Origin of the sequence: Streptomyces sp. NPDC006798 (assembly GCF_040635975.1) — a bacterium.
Taxonomy (GTDB): Bacteria; Actinomycetota; Actinomycetes; order Streptomycetales; family Streptomycetaceae; genus Streptomyces.
In genome coordinates this window covers 19,836-37,308 of sequence record NZ_JBEYIS010000003.1, presented here as the reverse complement: position 1 = coordinate 37,308, position 17,473 = coordinate 19,836, and the positions used below count along the sequence as shown (strand labels likewise).

Sequence of the window (17,473 nt, the reverse complement as noted above, 5' to 3'; positions counted from 1 at the left end):
CACCGTGCCCACGCCAGTCAGTAAGCCCACCACCGCGCTGCCCGTCGTCGTCATCGGAGCCGGGCCCGTCGGCCTCGCCGCCGCGGCCCATCTGATCGACCAGGGCCTCGAACCCCTGGTGCTGGAGGCCGGGCCGCGAGCCGGAACGGCGGTCCGTGAGTGGTCGCACGTCCGGCTGTTCTCCGCCTGGGCCGAGGTGACCGACCCCGCCGCCGAGAAGCTCCTCGCCCCCACCGGCTGGACCAGGCCGGACCCGGCCTCCTGTCCGACCGGCGGCGAGTGGGCGGACCACTATCTCCAGCCGCTCGCCGAAGTCCTCGGCGACCGGATCCGCTACGGGGCCCGGGTCACCGGGGTGTCGCGGACGGGGCGGGACCGGATCGTCGACGACGGCCGCGAGGCCCAGCCGTTCGTGATCCATCTCGCCCACCCGGACGGCCGGGAGGAGCGGATCTCCGCCCGCGCCGTGATCGACGCCTCCGGCACCTGGTCCGCACCGGGCCCGGCGGGCGGCAGCGGACTGCCCGCCATCGGCGAGCGCGCGGCCGCCGACCGGATCTCGTACCGGGTCCCCGATCTGGCCGACCCCGCGGTCCGGGCCCGGTACGCGGGCCGCCGTACGGCCGTCATCGGCACCGGCGCCTCCGCTTTCACCGCCCTCGCCACCCTCGCCGACCTGGCCGGGGCGGACGACGGGGCCGGTACGAAGACGGTGTGGATCCTCCGCCGCGGAATCTCCGGCTCCACCTTCGGCGGCGGCACCGCCGACCAACTCCCCGCCCGGGGCGCCCTCGGCCTCGCGGCCAAGGCGGCGGTGGACCAGGGGCACGCGGACGCGGTCACCGGTTTCCGTACCGAGGCGATCGAACGCGACGACCGGGGCCGTCTCGTCCTGGTCGCGGAGGACGGCCGCCGCCTCGACCCGGTGGACGAGATCATCGCCCTCACCGGCTTCCGCCCCGACCTGTCGTTCCTCTCCGAGATCCGGCTCGGCCTGGACGAACGCCTCCAGGCACCGGTCGCCCTCGCGCCCCTGATCGACCCCAACCAGCACTCCTGCGGCACCGTCTACCCCCACGGACACCGCGAACTCTCCCACCCCGAGCCGGACTTCTACGCCACGGGCATGAAGTCCTACGGACGCGCCCCCACCTTCCTCGCCCTCACCGGCTACGAACAGGTCCGCTCGATCGCCGCCGCCCTCGCGGGCGACACCGAGGCGGCCGACCGGATCGAACTCACCCTCCCCGAGACGGGCGTCTGCGGCGGCTCCGGCCTCTTCGACGCCCCCACTCCCACCGATCAGCAGACGGCGGCCGGATGCTGCTCCGAACCGGAGCCCCTTCTCCCCGCACCCACTCCCCCGGCCACGGCGCGGGACACGGCGTGCGGCACTTCCGGAGGCGGCTGTTCGTGACCGGTCAGCCGCTCGCTCCGGCGGCCCGGGTGACCGCGTCCGGGAGGCCGTCGCGGACCGAGGCGATCAGAGCCCGGCTGGCATCGCGCGCGGCGGCGCTGCCCTCGACGGGCGCGCGGCCCGCGCGCTGGCCCAGTACGACGCCGATGACGAGCCGGGGGGTGCCGGCGATCTTCTGGGTGGCGGCCCAGACGAGATTGCCGCCCGCCGGGGTGGAGGAGCCGGTCTTCAGCCCGATGACACCGTCGCGGCCCAGCAGCTTGTTGGTGTTGGGGATCCGTACGCCGCCGGGCGGTGTCACGGCGGGCATGGCCACGATCGCGCGGAAGACCGGGTCCTTCATGGCGGCGCGGGCCAGTTTCATCTGGTCGTCGGCGGTGCTGCGGGTGTCGGACTCGATACCGCTCACCCCGGTGTAGGTGGTGTCCTCCATGCCGAGTTCGGCGGCGGTCCGGTTCATCTTGTCGACGAACGCCTCCTGGCCGCCCGCGTCCCACCGGGCCAGCAGCCGGGCCACGTTGTTGGCGGAGGACACCATCATGATCTCCAGCAGTTCCCGCTGGGTGTAGGAGTGCCCGGCCAGGACGGGCGCGGCCGATTCGACGGAGGAGAACGCCTCGTCGGCCGCCTGCTGGTCGGCGACGATGCCGGGACCCGTATCGCCGCCCTTCAGCGGATGCTCCTTGAGGATCACATAGGCGGTCATGACCTTCGTGACGCTGGCGATCGGGACGGGAGTCCGCCCGCCCGTGCTGCCGAGGCTGCCGATGCCCTCGACGGCCACGCTGGCCTGGCCCTCGTCCGGCCAGGCCAGTTCCACCGCACCGGCGACGCCGGAGCCGGACGCCCCGTCCTCGGCGGCGGGCCCCGCGCACGCTCCGGTGAGCAGCGCGCCGACGACCAGGGGGACGAGGAGCAGACGGCGGCGGCCGGGGAGTGCGGCGGGGCGGGCTCCGCGGCCCGGCGGGGTGTGGCGGCGAACGGTGGACATGGGGACACCTCCGGTGATTCCGGGTGCCTGTGGGCACCCGGAATCACCTTCGGGGACTCGTTCTTCGGTACCGGTGCGGCGCTGTTTCCGCCGCCGCGTAGCTGTGTTGCCGTTGCGTTTCACTCCGCGCCGACAGCCGTGCGGTCGTACCGACTTGTCCCGGTACGGCCGTACGGGGACCCGGTCCCGCGACTCCCGGCCGCGACGGGCTACAGGTCGAGGGTGGCGACGGCGCCGCCGTCCGGGGCGTTGGCGAAGGTCAGCCGGGCGCCGAGGACCCCGGCCTGCCCCTGGGCGACGGTCAGCCCGAGCCCGTGCCCGCGCCCCCGGTCGCTCGCGCCGGTACGGAACCGCTGCGGGCCCTCGTCGAGCAGTACGGCGGGGAATCCGGGTCCGTGATCGCGAACCGTGATCCGGTTCCCGGCGACGGTGATCCGGACGGGCTCGGCGCCGTGCCGCTGGGCGTTGACGACGAGGTTCACCAGGATCCGTTCCACCCGGCGCGGATCGGTTTCGACCGGGTCACCGTCTCCGGCGGGGACGGTGACCGCGACCCCCGGGCCCGCCTCCAGCCGCCGTACGACATCGGTGACGAACTCGCCGAGCGGCACGGTGTCGAGATCGGCCCGCTCGATGCCCGCGTCGAGCCGGGAGATCTCCAGCAGATCCTCGACCAGCGCGTTCAGCGCCCGGACCCGGTCCCGGAGCAGGAGGGCCACCTCGTCGTCGTCGGGCAGCAGTCCGGCGGTGGTGACCAGGCCCATCAGCGGGGTGCGGAGTTCGTGGGCGACATCGGCGGTGAACCGCCGCTCGCTCTCCAGTCTGCGCTGGAGGGCCGCGGCCATCTCGTCGACGGCGGCCGACATCTCCGTGACCTCGTCCCGGGCCCGGCCGGGGCTGCCGATCCGGGCGTCGAGATCGCCGTCGGCGATCGCCCGGGCGGTACGGGCGCCATGGCCCAGCCGCCGGATGATCGGTTCCGTGGCCAGCGCGGCGAGCGGGACGACGACAACGAGTGCGGCGAGGACGGAGGTGACCATGGCGCGGTCCTGGAGCTGGAGGCCGCGTTCCTCCGCGTACATATCGGTCCTGACGATCAGGATCCGGTCGTTGTCGACGGCGATCGCCGCCCACATCCAGTGCCGGTCGGGCTTCTCGGCCTGGTACCAGTGACCGGCCTCCCCGCCCCGGGCGCGCTCTTCGGACAGAGCACGCAGCAGCGGCGCGGGTGTCTCGTCACGGGTACGGACATCGAGCCATGTGGGCCGGTTCTCCCCTTGGTCGTAATGTCTCTTCGCCGTCGTCAGCAGAAGAGTGACACGCTCGCGCGCCAATTTGTTCAGTTGGTCCCGGTTGGAGTCCCGGACCAGGAGGGCGATCGTGGTGGCGACGGCACAGCACGCGAGGGCGGTCAGCGCGGCGATCTTCCAGCGCAGGGCGCGGGGGTTGAAGAGGCGCACGGCGATCAGCCGCGGACGAGTTTGTAGCCGAAGCCGCGGACGGTCTCGATCCGGCCGCCGCCGATCTTCTTCCGCAGCCGGAGGACGCAGAGATCCACGACGCGGGTGTCGCCCTCCCAGCCGTAGTCCCAGACGTCGCGCAGCAGCTTGCGGCGGTCCAGGACCACCCCGGGGGAGGCGGCGAACTCCAGCAGCAGACGGAGTTCCGTGGGGGTCAGGGGTACGAGTTCGCCCGCCCGGCGCACCTCCATGCCCCGGGTGTCGACACTGAGGTCACCGAAGACCAGGGCCCCGTCGCCGCCGGACCCGGAAGTGCCGGCGGGCGCGGTGGCGGTGTTCGTGACGGGCGGGCCGGCGGCCGGCCCGGGCGGGCGGAAGGTGGCGCGGCGCAGCAGGGCCCGGATCCGGGCGACCATGACCGCGGTGTCGACGGGTTTCACCACATAGTCGTCGGCGCCCGCCTCCAGACCGGCGACCACGTCGAGGGCGTCGCCGCGGGCCGACATCATCAGGACCGGTACCTGGCTCTGCTCGCGGATCCGGCAGCAGAGGCCGATGCCGTCGAGCTCGGGCATCATGACGTCGAGGATCAGCAGGTCGTGGCCGCCGTCCCGGAACGCCTCAAGACCGGCTAGCCCGTCGGCGGCCACCACGACCCGGTAGCCGTAGCGCTCCAGGGCGAGCTGGACGGAGCGCCGGATGGCGTCGTCGTCCTCGACGAGAAGCACGTTGAGGGGGTCCGGGACCCGGACTTCTGACACACCGCTCACCTGGCCGTCTTCGTTCATTCGACCCTCGTATCGTAAATCAGTCGTCCCACCCGTCCCGGTGCCGGGACGGGTCGCGGCGGCCGGGACGAAGGGTCACAGGGCCAGGGACGCGGCGACGGGCAGATGGTCGCTGCCGGTGGCGGGCAGGGTCCGGGACGACCGCGGGGTGATCCCCTTCACATGGATGTCGTCGATACGGACCACGGGGAAAGCGGCGGGCCAGGTGAAGCCGAAACCGTCCCCCGCTTCCCCCTGCACCGAGCGGAGCCCGGAGAAGAGGGGGCCGAGGGCCGCGTCCCGGGAGGTGCCGTTGAAGTCGCCCATCAGCACGATCCGGGGCAGGGGCTCCGCGCGGAGCGCCGCGGCCAGGACCCGGGCCGCGGCGTCGCGGCGCCCGGTGGTGAAACCGGCGGCGGGATGGACCCGTACCGACGCGAGATGGGCGGCGTAGACCGCGACGGGACCCCTCGGGGTATCGGCCGTGGCCCGTATCGCCCGGGTCCACGGCATGATCGGCACCGCCGCCACGTCCTTGAGCGGATGGCGGCTCCACAGACCGACCCCGCCGAGTACCGCGTGGTGGGGATAGGCACCGGCCAGCGCGCGTTCGTACACCTCGACGGAGTCCGCGGGCAGCTCCTCCAGCGCCAGGACGTCCGCGTCGACGGCCGCCAGGGCGCGTGCGGTGCGCTCCGGGTCGGGGTTGCCCTCGTCCACATTGTGGCTGACCACGGTCAGATCGCCGCCGCCCGCGCTCTTGTCGGTGAGGGTGCCGCCGAACAGCACCGACCAGACCACGGCGGGTACGAGAGCCGTGACGGCCGCGAGGCGGGAGCGGCGTACGGCGGCCAGCCCGAGCAGGACGGGTACGGCGATCCCCGTCCAGGGCAGCAGCGTCTGGAAGAGGCTGCCGAGGTTGCCGAACCCGTTGGGTATCCAGCCGTGCGCCGCCATCAGCGCCGCCCAGAGCAGCCCGACGGCGGCAAGTACCCGTCCTCGGGGCCGGGCGGTGGCGTCCGGCCGCTCCGGTGTCGGATCGGGGGCGGGTTCCAGGACTGTCGGAGCGCTCGGCACGTACGGTCTCTCCCCATCTCGCGTCACCCGGGACCGGGTACGCCGCCAGTCTCGGAGAGCTGGACTTCCGACCGGTCTACGCCGTGCTTCAGCGGTCACGCGGTTCTGTATCAACCGGGTATCGGCGGATCCGCACCCGGGGCGGGCCCGGGTCCGGCGCACGGCGGACTGCCCCGACCCGGTCGGCTCCACGATGGTGCCGACCGGGTCGGGGCAGTCACAGGCGCCGGGACGGATCCGCACGGGCGGCTCGACCGTGCGGGCCGGCCGGACCGGAACGACGCCCGCACCGCGTGCGCCGAGCCGGAGGACCGTAGAGCGTCTTCACGGAGTGCGCCGCTTCAGGAAGGAGGCGACGCCGTAGGCGAGCAGGAATCCGGCGGTCATGGACGCGGCGTAGGTCAGGGTCATCAGCGCGGGGGGCTGCTTGGCGGGGTCGTCGTGGGGGATGAGTCCGGCGAGGAACATCCAGGCGCCCCAGCAGCCGACGGCTCCCGAGCCCGCCCAGGCGGCGGCGAGCGGCACCTTCACCGGGAGCCGGGCGAATGCCGCGGCGCGGGGTGCGAGGACGAGGAGCAGCAGACTTACGGCGGCGACGGCCGCGGTGACGGCGGTGAGGGTTTCGAGTGCGGCGAAGGATCCGTCGCGTTCGTCGATGCGCTGCTGCGGGAGTCCGGTCGTGGAGCCCGCCGCCCACATCAGGTGCACCGTGATGGGCATCAGTGCCAGCAGGGCGCCCGCTACGGAGGCCGTACGCGCCGCACGGCCGCAGGCATCGCGCGGCAGTTCGCCCATGCGCCCCTGCCAGACGTGGCCCCAGCGGTCCCGCGCGTACCGCGCGAAGAGGATGCCCAGGGTGAGGCCCTGGACGATGAAGCCGCCGTAGACGATGCCGTAGACCCAGTCGTCGAGGAAGGGGTCGCCGCTCGACGCCGACTTCTCGCCCGGACCCGTGAAGAGGCCGACCGCCAGCTGGACCGGGAAGCCCGCCATGATCGGCGTCAGCAGCCCGGTCGCCACCCACATCGGAAACACCAGCAGCGGCGCGGGCACGCGGCGGCCCCGAGGCCGGGTGAGCACCAGGGCGAGCACGATGACGGCGGCGTCCATCAGCACGGTCACCGCGTTGACGGCCATCAGCAACGCCCGGGTGTCCTCGTCGAGGAGCGAACTACCGCTCGGGATCCCGACACGACTGCCCGCGATCCAGGCCACCTTGAGCGCGAGATACGGAACACAGGAGGCGATGGCGACTGCCCGCAGCACCCGCGGCAACCGGCCGGGACCGGGCAGCCGAGCGGGAACGGAAGGGGAAGCGGGGCGGGAGATCCGGGTCATGTCTCCAGACTGGCGAGCACGCACTCCCGGCACATCCCGCGCTGCGCCTACCCGCCTCCGCCGTGCGGCGGAGGCAACCTCATCCCTCGATAACGGCACTTCGGATCCCCGGGGGGAAAAGCACTCGCAGTGCACGGAGAGCTTGTCCGGCGGACGGACAACCGACAGCCCGCAAACTCCGTCAGCGCCATCCTCGGGAAAACCATTGGTGCCCGGCTTGCTCCGCTGATGGACTGACGTCCTACCGTGAGTCTGCCGCGCGACGGAGGTAGCGGTTGTGACAGGTTATGACGTGCTTGCCGAGGTATACGAATGGCTCATCTCGGATGCGAAGTTGCCTCCAGCCGAGTTCGTTGCGTCGTACGACGACGTCCTCGGTGTCCTGCCGTCGAACGCGCAGGTCCTTGATTGTTCCTGCGGTACCGGACAGTTGGCGGTCGGCCTCGCCGGTCGCGGCATGCGGGTTGTCGCAACTGACGCCAGCGAGGCGATGGTTCGCCGGACCGCGGAGTTGTCCGAGGAGTTCGGGGCATCCGTCCGCACCGTACGGGCGAACTGGGAAGAGCTGCCGGACCATTTCCAGGACAACACGTTCGACATGGTGTTCTGCGTCGGCAACTCGCTTCACCATGCCACGGGCGCGACAGGCAGGGGTGCCGCCCTGGAGTCGATGTCACGGCTTCTGCGCCCCGGCGGGCGCCTGGTACTCACATCCCGCACCTGGGAACTCGTGAGGTCCAGAGGTTCCCGGCTGGAGATCGGTGACCGACTCGTCCGCCGGAACGGTCGCGATGCCGTTGTGGTCTACCGCTGGGAGATTGCGCCGCGTTGGGAGGAGGAGCACCACATCGAGATCGCGATCGCGGAAGTCGATGCGACCGGGTTGGTTCTTGTCCGCTCGGAAGTGCTGTCCTGCTGGCCCTACCGGTACGAGGAACTCGAAGTCGATCTTCACCGGGTCGGACTCCGGACGGAACAGAGCACGTTCGGTCTTGAGGCCGAGAACTACCGGGTAGTCGCGAGCAAGGTATGAACACCGGACTCTCAGTCCCCGGCCGGACCGCGCGATTGCTCGCGGGGCTTGCGCCCTCTCACCGGTTCGGTCGTCATGCCCGCCCCGTCGTTCCGGTACTGCCGCGGTGAATGCGTACACCTCGCCCCGGCGGCCGGAATGGACCGCGGCAGGTCGCGTTGATCACGGCAGGGGCTCTGCCGCGGTGAATCCGGCATTACTGCGGTACTTCCGGTCTCCGCCGGGCGGCTGCGATGAGCTGGGCGGCCAGATTCTCGAGCGCCTGCCGTAGTTCGTCGGGATGGTGGACGGTGAAGGGCCACTCCAGGGAGGCGAGCATATGGGCCATGCCGTCCAGCCGTTCCGCCCGTGCGCGCATCAGGACGCCGGCGGGCCGGGCGGTGAGGGTCACCGTTGAGCGAGGTAGCCGGCGAGCGATCTCGTCGAGGGGGCCGTGGATCGTCACCTCGACCTGCCAGCGGTAGGACCCCTGAGCGAGGGTCGAGGTCAGGTGGGCGACGGGGTCGAAGTCGTCGGGTGCGGTGAAGCCGCCGGCTCGGGAGGTGACGGCGGTGATGCGGTCGATGCGGAAGGTACGCAGGCTGTCGCGGAGGTGGTCGTGGCCGACGACGTACCAGCGGCCGGTGTGGAAGACCACGCCGTAGGGGTCGATGTCGCGTTCGGTGTGCTCCTGACGCCAGGACCGGTGGCTGATACCGACGGTTACGCGGGCACGGGAGGCCTGGGCCAGTGCCAGCAGGACGCCGGTTCCGGGTGCCTGACCGATCACGGCGTTGGCGGTGAACAACAGGGTCTCCCGCATGGCGGCGAGCGGTTCGCGCAGGGCGTGCGGAAGCACCCGCTCGATCTTGGCCAAGGCACCGGCACTGGCCGGCGCGGCGGTGCCCATGCCCAGACGTTCTGCCCCGAGCAGGCCGAGAACGACGGCGAGGGCCTCGTCGTTGGTGAGGACCAGAGGTGGCATCCGGTATCCGCGGGCCAGTCGGTAGCCGCCGTAGCGGCCGCGTTCGGCCTCCACGGGGATGCCCAGGTCGCGTAGGTGGGCCGTGTAGCGGCGCACGGTGCGGACGTCGGTGTCCAGGCGGTCCGCCAGCTCCGCCCCGGTGAGCCGGGCGTTGGACTGGAGGAGTTCCAGCAGGGTCAGCACGCGGGTGAGGGGATGCGACATGGATCACTCGGCATTTCAGGGCGGATTCTGTCCTGTATCGACCTTACGCTCCCGGCAGCACCTACCTCAGGGAGTTCACATGGCCACCTTCGTACTCGTTCCCGGCGCCTGGCTCGGGGCGTGGGCCTGGGAAGACACCGCCCGAGCTCTGCGGGAGCGTGGTCACACGGCGCTGCCGCTGACCCTGACCGGCCTGGCCGAGCACGCGGACCGGGGCGGACCCGAGACAGATCTGGACACCCACATCGCGGACATCACGGGATTCGTCGAGCGGAACGATCTGCGCGATGTCACGCTGGTCGCCCACAGCTACGCGGCCGCTCCGGTGACCGGGGCAGCCGGACGTCTCGGTGACCGGCTGGAGCGCGTGGTCTATGTGGACAGCGCCCCGTTTACCGTGGGCATGCGCATGCTCGACCTCATGCCGCCGCAGTCGTCGGACCAGCTGCGCCGGCAGGTCGACGCGTCTGGCGACGGGTGGCGACTGCCGATGCCGCCGTTGGAGGTCCTGGGCTTGTCCAGCAGCCTCGACGGGCTCGACGAGGGCCGGCGGGACGCTCTGCTCACGGGCGCCACCCCTCAGCCGTTCGGTACCTTCACCCAGCGTCTCGACGGGCCGGCCGAGCCCGGTCCCGATGTGGACCGTGTCCTGGTCGCGTGCCATGACTTCAAGGGGCTGCTGGACGCCGGGGTCCCGATGCCGGCCTACCTGAACCAGCCGCCGTGGCGGCGCTTCGACCTGCCCACCGGGCACTGGCCGATGCTGTCGGCGCCCGCCGAACTCGCCCGCGTCCTCGACAAGGCCGTCTCCTGACCGGGTCGGCCGGGAGGCACAGCCCGATGCACGACCAGGAGAGCATCCGCCGACTGCGGGCCTGTGCGCAGGCCCTGGCCGGCGGAGCGCGCGAGGCCTCTGCCGAGGCGGTCGTCCGACGGGCCTTCGCCATCCAGGCCCAGGACGCCACGGCCGCCGACCTGGGCATCCGGGTGCGCGGCCGGGACATCACCGGCCAGGCCATCCGCACGGCATACGAGAAAGAGAAGAGCATCGTCCGCGGCTGGTACATGCGCGGCACCCTGCACACCATTCCCGGCGACGATGCCCACTGGGTCTCGCGGTTGCTGTCCCCGCGGATTCTTGCCGCAACCAGCCGCCGCTATCAGCAGCTGGGCCTGGACGGCGATCTGCGCCGGCGCGCCGACCATCTCATCCGGCGCGTTCTCGCCGCGCACGGCCCGCTCACCCGGTCCGAGCTGACCGGGCACCTCACCACCCTCGGCATCCCGCCGGACGGGCAGGCGCCTTTCCACCTGATCCGCCACGCGGCACTCACCGGCGTCCTCTGCCACGGTCCGCAGCGCGCCGGTGAGGCCACGTATGTACTGCTCGACGACTGGCTGCCCATCACCGGGGGCGCCCGGTGGGAGGAAGGCGCTGCTCTCGCCGAGCTGGCCCGTCGCTACCTGGCCGCGCACGCCCCCGCCGCCCCGGAGGACTTCGCCGCCTGGTCCGGGCTGCCGGTCACCTGGGCCCGCAGGTCCTGGAAACTGCTGGCGGAATCCGGCGTGATCACCGAGTACGGCGGCTTGACCGTGCTCGCCGGACGAGTGGCGGAACTCCCGGGCCCGTCCGACACTCCGGACGTTCGTATGCTGCCCGCCTACGACAACTACCTGATCGGCTACCGCACTCGCGAGATGTCCGTCCCCGCTGTCCACCAGGCCCGCGTCTGGCCGGGAGGCGGCCTCATCCGGCCGACCGTCATCGCCGACGGCCTGGCCATCGCCACCTGGAGCCGTGGCTCCGGCGGGCACTCGCTCAAGGTGGACGCGTTCGAACCCGTCCCTCAACGGATCCGGAGGGCAGTCGGCGTGGAAGAAGACGCCGTGGTCCGCTTCCTGCGGCCCACCGCATAGCCGACCCGCGTCCCGATGCGGAACCGGAACAGGGCGGCCGCGTAGGCGAGAACGCAGGGTCAAGCGACCTCGTCGGCGGGAACGGCGGGGATGGAGCGGGGCGACGCCGACGATGACGGCGTAGACGGTCTGTCACCGGTCGCCCGCGGCGCATCGGACAGCCCGGGGCCACCTCGGACAGGAGGATGTTCTTCAGGTTCGTGGGCCGCCACGGCGTTGCGGCCGAGCCGGTCCACCGCGGCGGCCGCCAGGCCGTCGTACGGCCCACGCTCGTCCCGGAGCCACGGCCCGAGCTTCGTTCGATCACGCTCTGGTCCGTACCGCGCACGCTCTCTCCCTTTCGAACGCGCGGAGTACGGAGAAATGGCGGCCACTCCCAGGATGATCTTGATCAGCCGAGGAAGCTCAACCGCACTTGACGGTTGGTATTGGAAATATTGGTGTCCACCAGGCAGACCGACTGCCAGGTCCCGAGTTCCAGCCGTCCGCCGACGACCGGGAGGGTGGCGTGGGGCGGAACGAGCGCCGGGAGGACGTGGTCGCGGCCGTGGCCCGGGGTGCCGTGGCGGTGGTGCCAGCGGTCGTCCGCGGGGAGCAGGGTGCGGAGTGCGGCGAGGAGGTCGTCGTCGCTGCCGGAGCCCGTTTCGATGATCGCGATGCCCGCGGTGGCGTGGGGGACGAAGACGTTGAGGAGCCCGTCGCGGCCGGACGCGGCCTCGTCGAGGAAGCGTTCGCAGGCCCGGGTGAGGTCGGTGACCGTCTCGCGGGAGCCGGTGGTGAGGTCGAGTGCGGTGGTGGTGAAGGGGGTCGGCATGAGTCCATCTTGGCCGACCTCCGGCGGAAGGGTGGGAAGAAGGGCACGGGCGCCACGGTTGGTAGAAACATGAACGACTCAGGGGTGCGGGATGTGGACGTGGTGGTCGTCGGTGCCGGGCAGGCCGGGCTGTCGGCCGCCTACCATCTGCGGCGGATCGGGCTGGTGCCGGACCGCGACTTCGTGGTGCTCGACCACTCCCCCGGGCCCGGTGGGGCCTGGCAGTTCCGGTGGCCGAGTCTGACGTACGGGCGGGTGCACGGGATGCACGCACTGCCCGGAATGGAACTGACCGGGGTCGATCCCGCCCGGCCTTCGGCCGAGGTGATCGGCGCGTATTTCGCGGAGTACGAGGAGCGGTTCGGGCTGCGGGTCCGGCGGCCGGTGGATGTGGTGGCCGTACGGGACGGCGAGGGCGGGCGGCTCTCGGTGGAGACTTCGGCCGGGCGATGGTCGGCGCGGGCTCTGATCAGTGCGACCGGGACCTGGGACCGGCCGTTCTGGCCGCGGTATCCGGGACAGGAGACCTTTCGGGGGCGTCAGCTGCACACCACCGGATACCGGGGGCCCGAGGAGTTCGCCGGGCAGCGGGTGGTCGTGGTCGGGGGTGGCGCGTCGGGGACGCAGCATCTGATGGAGCTGGCGGAGTACGCGGCGGAGACGACCTGGGTGACCCGGAGCGCGCCGGTCTTCGTCGACGGGCCGTTCGACGAGAACGTCGGCCGGGAGGTGGTGGCCCGGGTGGACGAGCGGGTCCGGGAGGGGCTGCCGCCGAGGAGTGTGGTGTCGGTGACCGGGCTGCCGCTGACCGATGCCGTCCGCGCGGCCAGGGCCGACGGGGTGCTGGACCGGCTGCCGATGTTCGACCGGATCACCCCGGCCGGGGTGGAGTGGGACGACGGCCGGGCCGTCGCGGCGGATGTGATCCTCTGGGCGACCGGCTTCCGGGCGGCGCTGGAGCATCTCGCCCCGCTGAAGCTGCGGGAGCCGGGCGGTGGTGTGCGGATGGACGGTACCCGGGTGGCGCGGGACGAGCGGATCCATCTGAGCGGGTACGGCCCCTCCGCCTCGACGATCGGCGCCAACCGCGCGGGGCGGGCGGCCGTACGGGAGATCCGGGAGCTGCTGGAGCGCCGGCCCGCACTCGTCTGACGGTCGACGGTCAGACCGGGGCGGAGACCGTCGGGTCGGCGTCCCGGCGGATCAGCTCCGCATAGCGGCCGTCCTTCGCCAGCAGCTCGTCATGGGTGCCGCGTTCGGCTATCCGGCCGCCGTCGAGCACCACGATCTCGTCGGCGTTCCGGACGGTGGAGAGCCGGTGCGCGATGGTGATGGTGGTACGTCCGGCCGAGAGCGCGTCGATCGCCCGCTGGACGGCTTCCTCGGTACGGGTGTCGAGGGCGCTGGTCGCCTCGTCGAGGATGAGGACGGGGGGATCGCGCAGGATGGTGCGGGCGATGGCCAGGCGCTGCTTCTCGCCGCCGGAGAAGCGGTGGCCCCGCTCGCCGACGAGGGTGTCGTAGCCGTCGGGGAGGGCGGCTATGTGGTCGTGGATCTGGGCGGCCCTGGCCGCGGCCTCGATCTCGGCGTCCGTGGCGCCGGGTCTGGCGAAGCGCAGATTCTCGGCCACGGAGGCGTGGAAGAGATACGCCTCCTGGGAGACCACGCCCACGGCCCGGGCGAGGCTGTCGAAGTCGAGGGCGCGGACGTCGATGCCGTCGAGGGTGACCCGGCCGCCGGTGACGTCGTAGAGCCGGGGGACGAGGTAGCCGAGGGTGGACTTTCCCGAGCCGGTCGGGCCCACGACGGCGAGGCTGCCGCCCGCCGGGACGGCGATGTCGACACCGGAGAGGGTGGGGGCGTCCTGCCTCGGGTCGTAGCCGAAGTCCACCGCCTCGAAGCGGATGTCGCCGCGGATCCTCGCCGGCCGGACCGGTTCGTCGGGCTCGGCGATGTCCACGGGCAGGTCGAGGTACTCGAAGATGCGCTGGAAGAGGGCGAGCGAGGTCTGCATGTCCACCCCGGTGGAGAGCAGGCTCACGGCCGGGCGGAAGAGCCCCTGCTGGAGGGAGACGAAGGCGACGAGGGTGCCGATGGAGATGGCGGCTCCCCCGGCCAGGGCGAGTCCCGCGGTCCAGTAGATGACGGCGGGCATGGCGGCCATCACGATGCCGATGATCGACATCCGCCACCGCCCGGCCATGCTGGAGCGGACCTCCAGATCGACCAGCCGCTCCGACTCATCGGCGAAGGAACGGGTCAGCGAGTCCGACCGGCCCATGGTGCGGCCGAGGAGGATGCCGCCGACCGAGAGGGACTCCGTCACCGTGGCGGCCATCGTCGCCAGCTGTTTCTGCCGCTGGGCCGTGATCCGCTTCCGTTCGCGGCCGACCCGTCGGCTGATCCAGACGAAGACGGGCAGCAGAAGCAGCGAGACCGCGGTGAGCCGCCAGTCGAGGGCGAGCATGGCGACGACGGTGGCGACCACGGCCGTCAGATTGGAGACCAGCGAGGTGGCCGTGGAGGTGACGGTGGCCTGCATCCCGCCGATGTCGTTCGCGATCCGGGACTGCACCTCGCCCGTCCGCGTCCGGGTGTAGAACGCCAGCGGCATGCGCTGGAGCCGGGCGTAGACCGCGGTCCGCAGATCGTGCATCACCCGCTGGCCGACCGTGGTCGAGATCAGGGTCTGGAGCACGCCGAGAACGCTGGTGACGACGGCGGCGGCGATCATGCCCAGGGCGAGCAGACCGAGCAGGCCGGTGCGGCCCTGCGGGATCGCGGTGTCGATGACCGCCTTCAGCAGGAACGGGGAGGCCACCGAGACGAGGGAGGCGGCCGCGACCAGCAGCCCGACGAGGGCCAGCCGGCTCCGGTAGGGCCGGAAGAGCCGGAGGATCCGCCGCACCTGGGCGGGCGGCTGCTCCGGGCCGGGGGCCGGGGGTGTCCAGGTGATCCGTTCGGGGTGCATGGTCTCCTTCCGCGGCCCGACCGGGGCGGCGATTCCCGGGGCAATTCACTGGGACCGCCCCTGGCCCGTCCGGCCCACGTCCGGCACGACGACATCGAGAGCATAGCTCATAGTTACCTATGTACACAATGAAGTAAGTCCTGATAGTGTTCCCGTATGACCACACCCGAGCCCGACGGCCTGCTGGCCGAGCAGCTGCTCCGGCTCACCCGGCGGATCCACCGCAGCCAGCAGCGCCGGCTGGAGTCCGCCGGGGTCGTGATCACACCCGCCCAGTCGCGCCTGCTGCGCGCCCTGGCGCACGACGAGCGCCCGCCGCGGATGGCCGATCTCGCCGCCCGGCTCGAAGTGGTGCCCCGCGCGGTGACCAGCCTGGTGGACGGCCTGGAGACGGCGGGACGGGTCCGCCGCGCCCCCGACCCCGACAACCGCCGGGTCATACGGATCGAGCTGACCGACACCGGCCGCGCCACGCTCAGGGCACTGCGCGAGGCGCGCCGCGCCGCCGCCGAGGACATCCTCGCGCCGCTCTCCCCGGCGCAGCGCACGGAGTTCGGCGCCCTGCTCTCCGCCCTGGCGGACGGTCCGGCCCGGAGCCGCTGACCCGCCGGGGCCGCTTCAGCCGCGCCCGTACGGGGGTGACGCGGCGTCGGCCGCCGAGGATGCCGGGACCGTACGAGATCGGCCCCCGCGCACCATTGCGCCCCTGCGTTGACCGGAGCATGCTCACCGCTAGGCCGTGCCGGATCAGCGCGGCATACAGGGCCTTCCCCAGGGGGGAACCGGGACCTGGGAGGCCGCGCCCGGACCCGACGGCTCGGCACGGTGGCGACACACGGGACACAGAGGCCCTCTTGCGCATCAGCCTCCTCACCCGAGATCGTGCTGACGGAGATTCAGTACCCGGTCGTGCCAGGTGGCGAGCCCGGAGAGCTCCCCTGGACACGGCCCAGCAGCGCACCATCAGCTCCCCTTATCTGGAGGCTCGATGAACGACGCAGCACCCGACCACGGCGCATCGGCCGTCCCCGGCGACGACGGCGCCGCTCCCTCGCCGGACTCCACCGACTCCCCCAGCCGCCGTTCCGTCCTGCGGACCTCCGCGGGGGTCGCCGGGGCCGGGGCGGCCCTCGGCGGATTCGGCGGGCTCGGCGCATCGGCCGCGTCCGCGGCGCCCCCGGACGGTAGGGCGGCGGTGGCCGCCGCCGAGGCGCTGAAGGTACCGCCGCGCCAGGGCCGGACCATGGCGGGGGTGCCCTTCGAGCGCCGGAGCACGGTCCGGCTCGGGATCATCGGCCTCGGCAACCGGGGCGCCTCGATGCTCGGCCTCTTCCTCGCCCTGCCCGGGGTACGAGTCGTCGCCCTCTGCGACCCGGTCCGCACGAAGACCGAGCGGGCCGCCGCCAAGGTCGTCGCGGCCGGACAGCCCTCCCCCACCCTCTACACCAACGGCGACGACGACTACCTCGAGCTCTGTGAGCGGGGCGATCTCGACCTGGTCTATGTCGCCACACCCTGGGAGACCCACTTCGCCATGGCGAAGGCGGCCCTGCGCGGCGGCAAGCACGTCGGGGTGGAGTGTCCGGTCGCGATGCGGCTGGAGGAGCTGTGGGCCCTGGTCGACCTCTCCGAACGCACCCGGCGCCACTGCGTGCAGCTGGAGAACTGCTGTTACGGCCGGAACGAGATGCGGGTCCTGAGAATGGCCCACGCCGGGAAGTTCGGCGAACTGCTGCACGGCGCGGGCGCATACAACCACGATCTGCGCGATCTGATGTTCGACTCCGACTACTACGAGGGCCCCTGGCGGCGGCTCTGGCACACCCGGCTCCGCGGCGATCTCTATCCGAACCACGCCTTCGGGCCGATCGCCAACTACATGGACGTCAACCGCGGCGACCGGGCGGTCTCCATCGCCAGCTTCGGCACCCCCGCACTCGGCCTCGCCGAGTACCGGAAGGCGCATATGCCGGCAGGCGACCCCAGCTTCAAGGAGAGCTACGTCTCCGCCGACCGCACCATCAGCATGGTGCGGACGGCCAAGGGCCGGATCATCCGGCTGGAGCACGATGTGTCGACCCCGCATCCGTACAGCAGGATCAACAGCCTCGGTGGCACCAAGGGCGTCTTCGAGGACTACCCGGCCCGGATCTATCTGGAGCCCGACCACTCCAACCACGCCTGGGGCAATTTCTCCCGGTACGCGGACTGGGACCACTGGCTCTGGAAGGAGCATGCCAACCCGCCCGGCGGTCACGGCGGGATGGACTACATCATGCTCTTCCGTCTGATCCAGACGATGCGGCTCGGGCTGGTCCCCGATTTCGATGTGTACGACGCGGCGGTCTGGACCGCTCCGGTACCGCTGAGCCATCTGTCGATCAAGGCCCAGGGCGCCCCGCTGCAGATCCCGGACTTCACCCGCGGCGAGTGGCGCCGAAGCCGTCCGGGTGTGGATTCGGCCAAACCTGGAGAGTGAGGCGGAGACTCCGCTTCGAACCCGAGTACGGCCGATGCCGT

The 17,473-nt window shown here is 71.9% G+C and carries 15 protein-coding genes; 7 read left to right on the top strand and 8 right to left on the bottom strand.

All coding sequences use genetic code 11. The annotated features are described in order from the left end of the window. Nucleotides 1–4: 4 nt before the first annotated feature. Entirely contained in the window at nucleotides 5–1,417 is a 1,413-nt protein-coding gene (locus tag ABZ714_RS02550) for an NAD(P)-binding domain-containing protein (protein ID WP_358823279.1), read from the top strand. 4 nt (nucleotides 1,418–1,421) lie between these two features. On the opposite strand, the gene ABZ714_RS02545 is transcribed toward ABZ714_RS02550, so the two are convergent. The 5 genes from ABZ714_RS02545 to ABZ714_RS02525 all read right to left on the bottom strand — a co-directional run bounded on the left by ABZ714_RS02545 (nucleotide 1,422) and on the right by ABZ714_RS02525 (nucleotide 7,050). After that, nucleotides 1,422–2,408 (bottom strand): serine hydrolase, encoded by a 987-nt coding sequence (locus tag ABZ714_RS02545; RefSeq protein WP_358823278.1) that lies wholly within the window; start codon nucleotides 2,406–2,408, stop codon nucleotides 1,422–1,424. 209 nt (nucleotides 2,409–2,617) lie between these two features. Further along, nucleotides 2,618–3,868 carry a HAMP domain-containing sensor histidine kinase gene (locus tag ABZ714_RS02540; RefSeq protein WP_358823277.1) on the bottom strand — a complete coding sequence of 417 codons (1,251 nt, stop codon included), beginning with the start codon at nucleotides 3,866–3,868 and terminating at the stop codon, nucleotides 2,618–2,620. Between the two features lie 5 nt (nucleotides 3,869–3,873). Then, entirely contained in the window at nucleotides 3,874–4,656 is a 783-nt protein-coding gene (gene cseB, locus ABZ714_RS02535; protein WP_358823276.1) for a two-component system response regulator CseB, read from the bottom strand. Nucleotides 4,657–4,731: 75 nt separating this feature from the next. Next, nucleotides 4,732–5,712 (bottom strand): endonuclease/exonuclease/phosphatase family protein, encoded by a 981-nt coding sequence (locus ABZ714_RS02530; protein ID WP_358823275.1) that lies wholly within the window; start codon nucleotides 5,710–5,712, stop codon nucleotides 4,732–4,734. 324 nt (nucleotides 5,713–6,036) lie between these two features. Then, nucleotides 6,037–7,050 (bottom strand): hypothetical protein, encoded by a 1,014-nt coding sequence (locus tag ABZ714_RS02525; protein ID WP_358823274.1) that lies wholly within the window; start codon nucleotides 7,048–7,050, stop codon nucleotides 6,037–6,039. Nucleotides 7,051–7,327: 277 nt separating this feature from the next. On the opposite strand from ABZ714_RS02525, the gene ABZ714_RS02520 reads away from it, so the two are divergent. Beyond that, entirely contained in the window at nucleotides 7,328–8,083 is a 756-nt protein-coding gene (locus ABZ714_RS02520; protein WP_358823273.1) for a class I SAM-dependent methyltransferase, read from the top strand. A 196-nt stretch (nucleotides 8,084–8,279) separates the two neighbouring features. Here ABZ714_RS02520 and ABZ714_RS02515 read toward each other — a convergent pair whose 3' ends face one another. Beyond that, a complete protein-coding gene (locus ABZ714_RS02515; RefSeq protein WP_358823272.1) occupies nucleotides 8,280–9,251 on the bottom strand; it encodes a transcriptional regulator in 972 nt (323 codons plus the stop codon). 79 nt (nucleotides 9,252–9,330) lie between these two features. Between ABZ714_RS02515 and ABZ714_RS02510 the strand changes: the two genes are divergently transcribed. Continuing rightward, nucleotides 9,331–10,065, top strand: a complete 735-nt coding sequence (locus ABZ714_RS02510; RefSeq protein WP_358823271.1) for an alpha/beta fold hydrolase — start codon at nucleotides 9,331–9,333, stop codon at nucleotides 10,063–10,065. 26 nt (nucleotides 10,066–10,091) lie between these two features. Next, entirely contained in the window at nucleotides 10,092–11,168 is a 1,077-nt protein-coding gene (locus ABZ714_RS02505; protein WP_358823270.1) for a winged helix DNA-binding domain-containing protein, read from the top strand. Between the two features lie 391 nt (nucleotides 11,169–11,559). Here ABZ714_RS02505 and ABZ714_RS02500 read toward each other — a convergent pair whose 3' ends face one another. Then, entirely contained in the window at nucleotides 11,560–11,982 is a 423-nt protein-coding gene (locus tag ABZ714_RS02500; protein WP_358823269.1) for a secondary thiamine-phosphate synthase enzyme YjbQ, read from the bottom strand. A gap of 69 nt (nucleotides 11,983–12,051) precedes the next feature. Here ABZ714_RS02500 and ABZ714_RS02495 point away from each other — a divergent pair, with 69 nt between their 5' ends. After that, nucleotides 12,052–13,134, top strand: coding sequence for an NAD(P)-binding domain-containing protein (locus ABZ714_RS02495; protein WP_358823268.1), 1,083 nt, complete (start codon nucleotides 12,052–12,054; stop codon nucleotides 13,132–13,134). A gap of 10 nt (nucleotides 13,135–13,144) precedes the next feature. Here ABZ714_RS02495 and ABZ714_RS02490 read toward each other — a convergent pair whose 3' ends face one another. After that, the gene (locus tag ABZ714_RS02490; protein ID WP_358823267.1) at nucleotides 13,145–14,953 is read right to left on the bottom strand and encodes an ABC transporter ATP-binding protein; all 1,809 of its coding nucleotides are present in this window, start codon (nucleotides 14,951–14,953) and stop codon (nucleotides 13,145–13,147) included. A gap of 156 nt (nucleotides 14,954–15,109) precedes the next feature. On the opposite strand from ABZ714_RS02490, the gene ABZ714_RS02485 reads away from it, so the two are divergent. Both ABZ714_RS02485 and ABZ714_RS02480 read left to right on the top strand, forming a co-directional pair. Further along, the gene (locus ABZ714_RS02485) at nucleotides 15,110–15,556 is read left to right on the top strand and encodes a MarR family transcriptional regulator (protein ID WP_358823266.1); all 447 of its coding nucleotides are present in this window, start codon (nucleotides 15,110–15,112) and stop codon (nucleotides 15,554–15,556) included. 385 nt (nucleotides 15,557–15,941) lie between these two features. Next, on the top strand, nucleotides 15,942–17,432 hold the full coding sequence (locus ABZ714_RS02480; protein ID WP_358823265.1) for a Gfo/Idh/MocA family oxidoreductase: 1,491 nt from the start codon (nucleotides 15,942–15,944) through the stop codon (nucleotides 17,430–17,432). Nucleotides 17,433–17,473 lie beyond the last annotated feature (41 nt).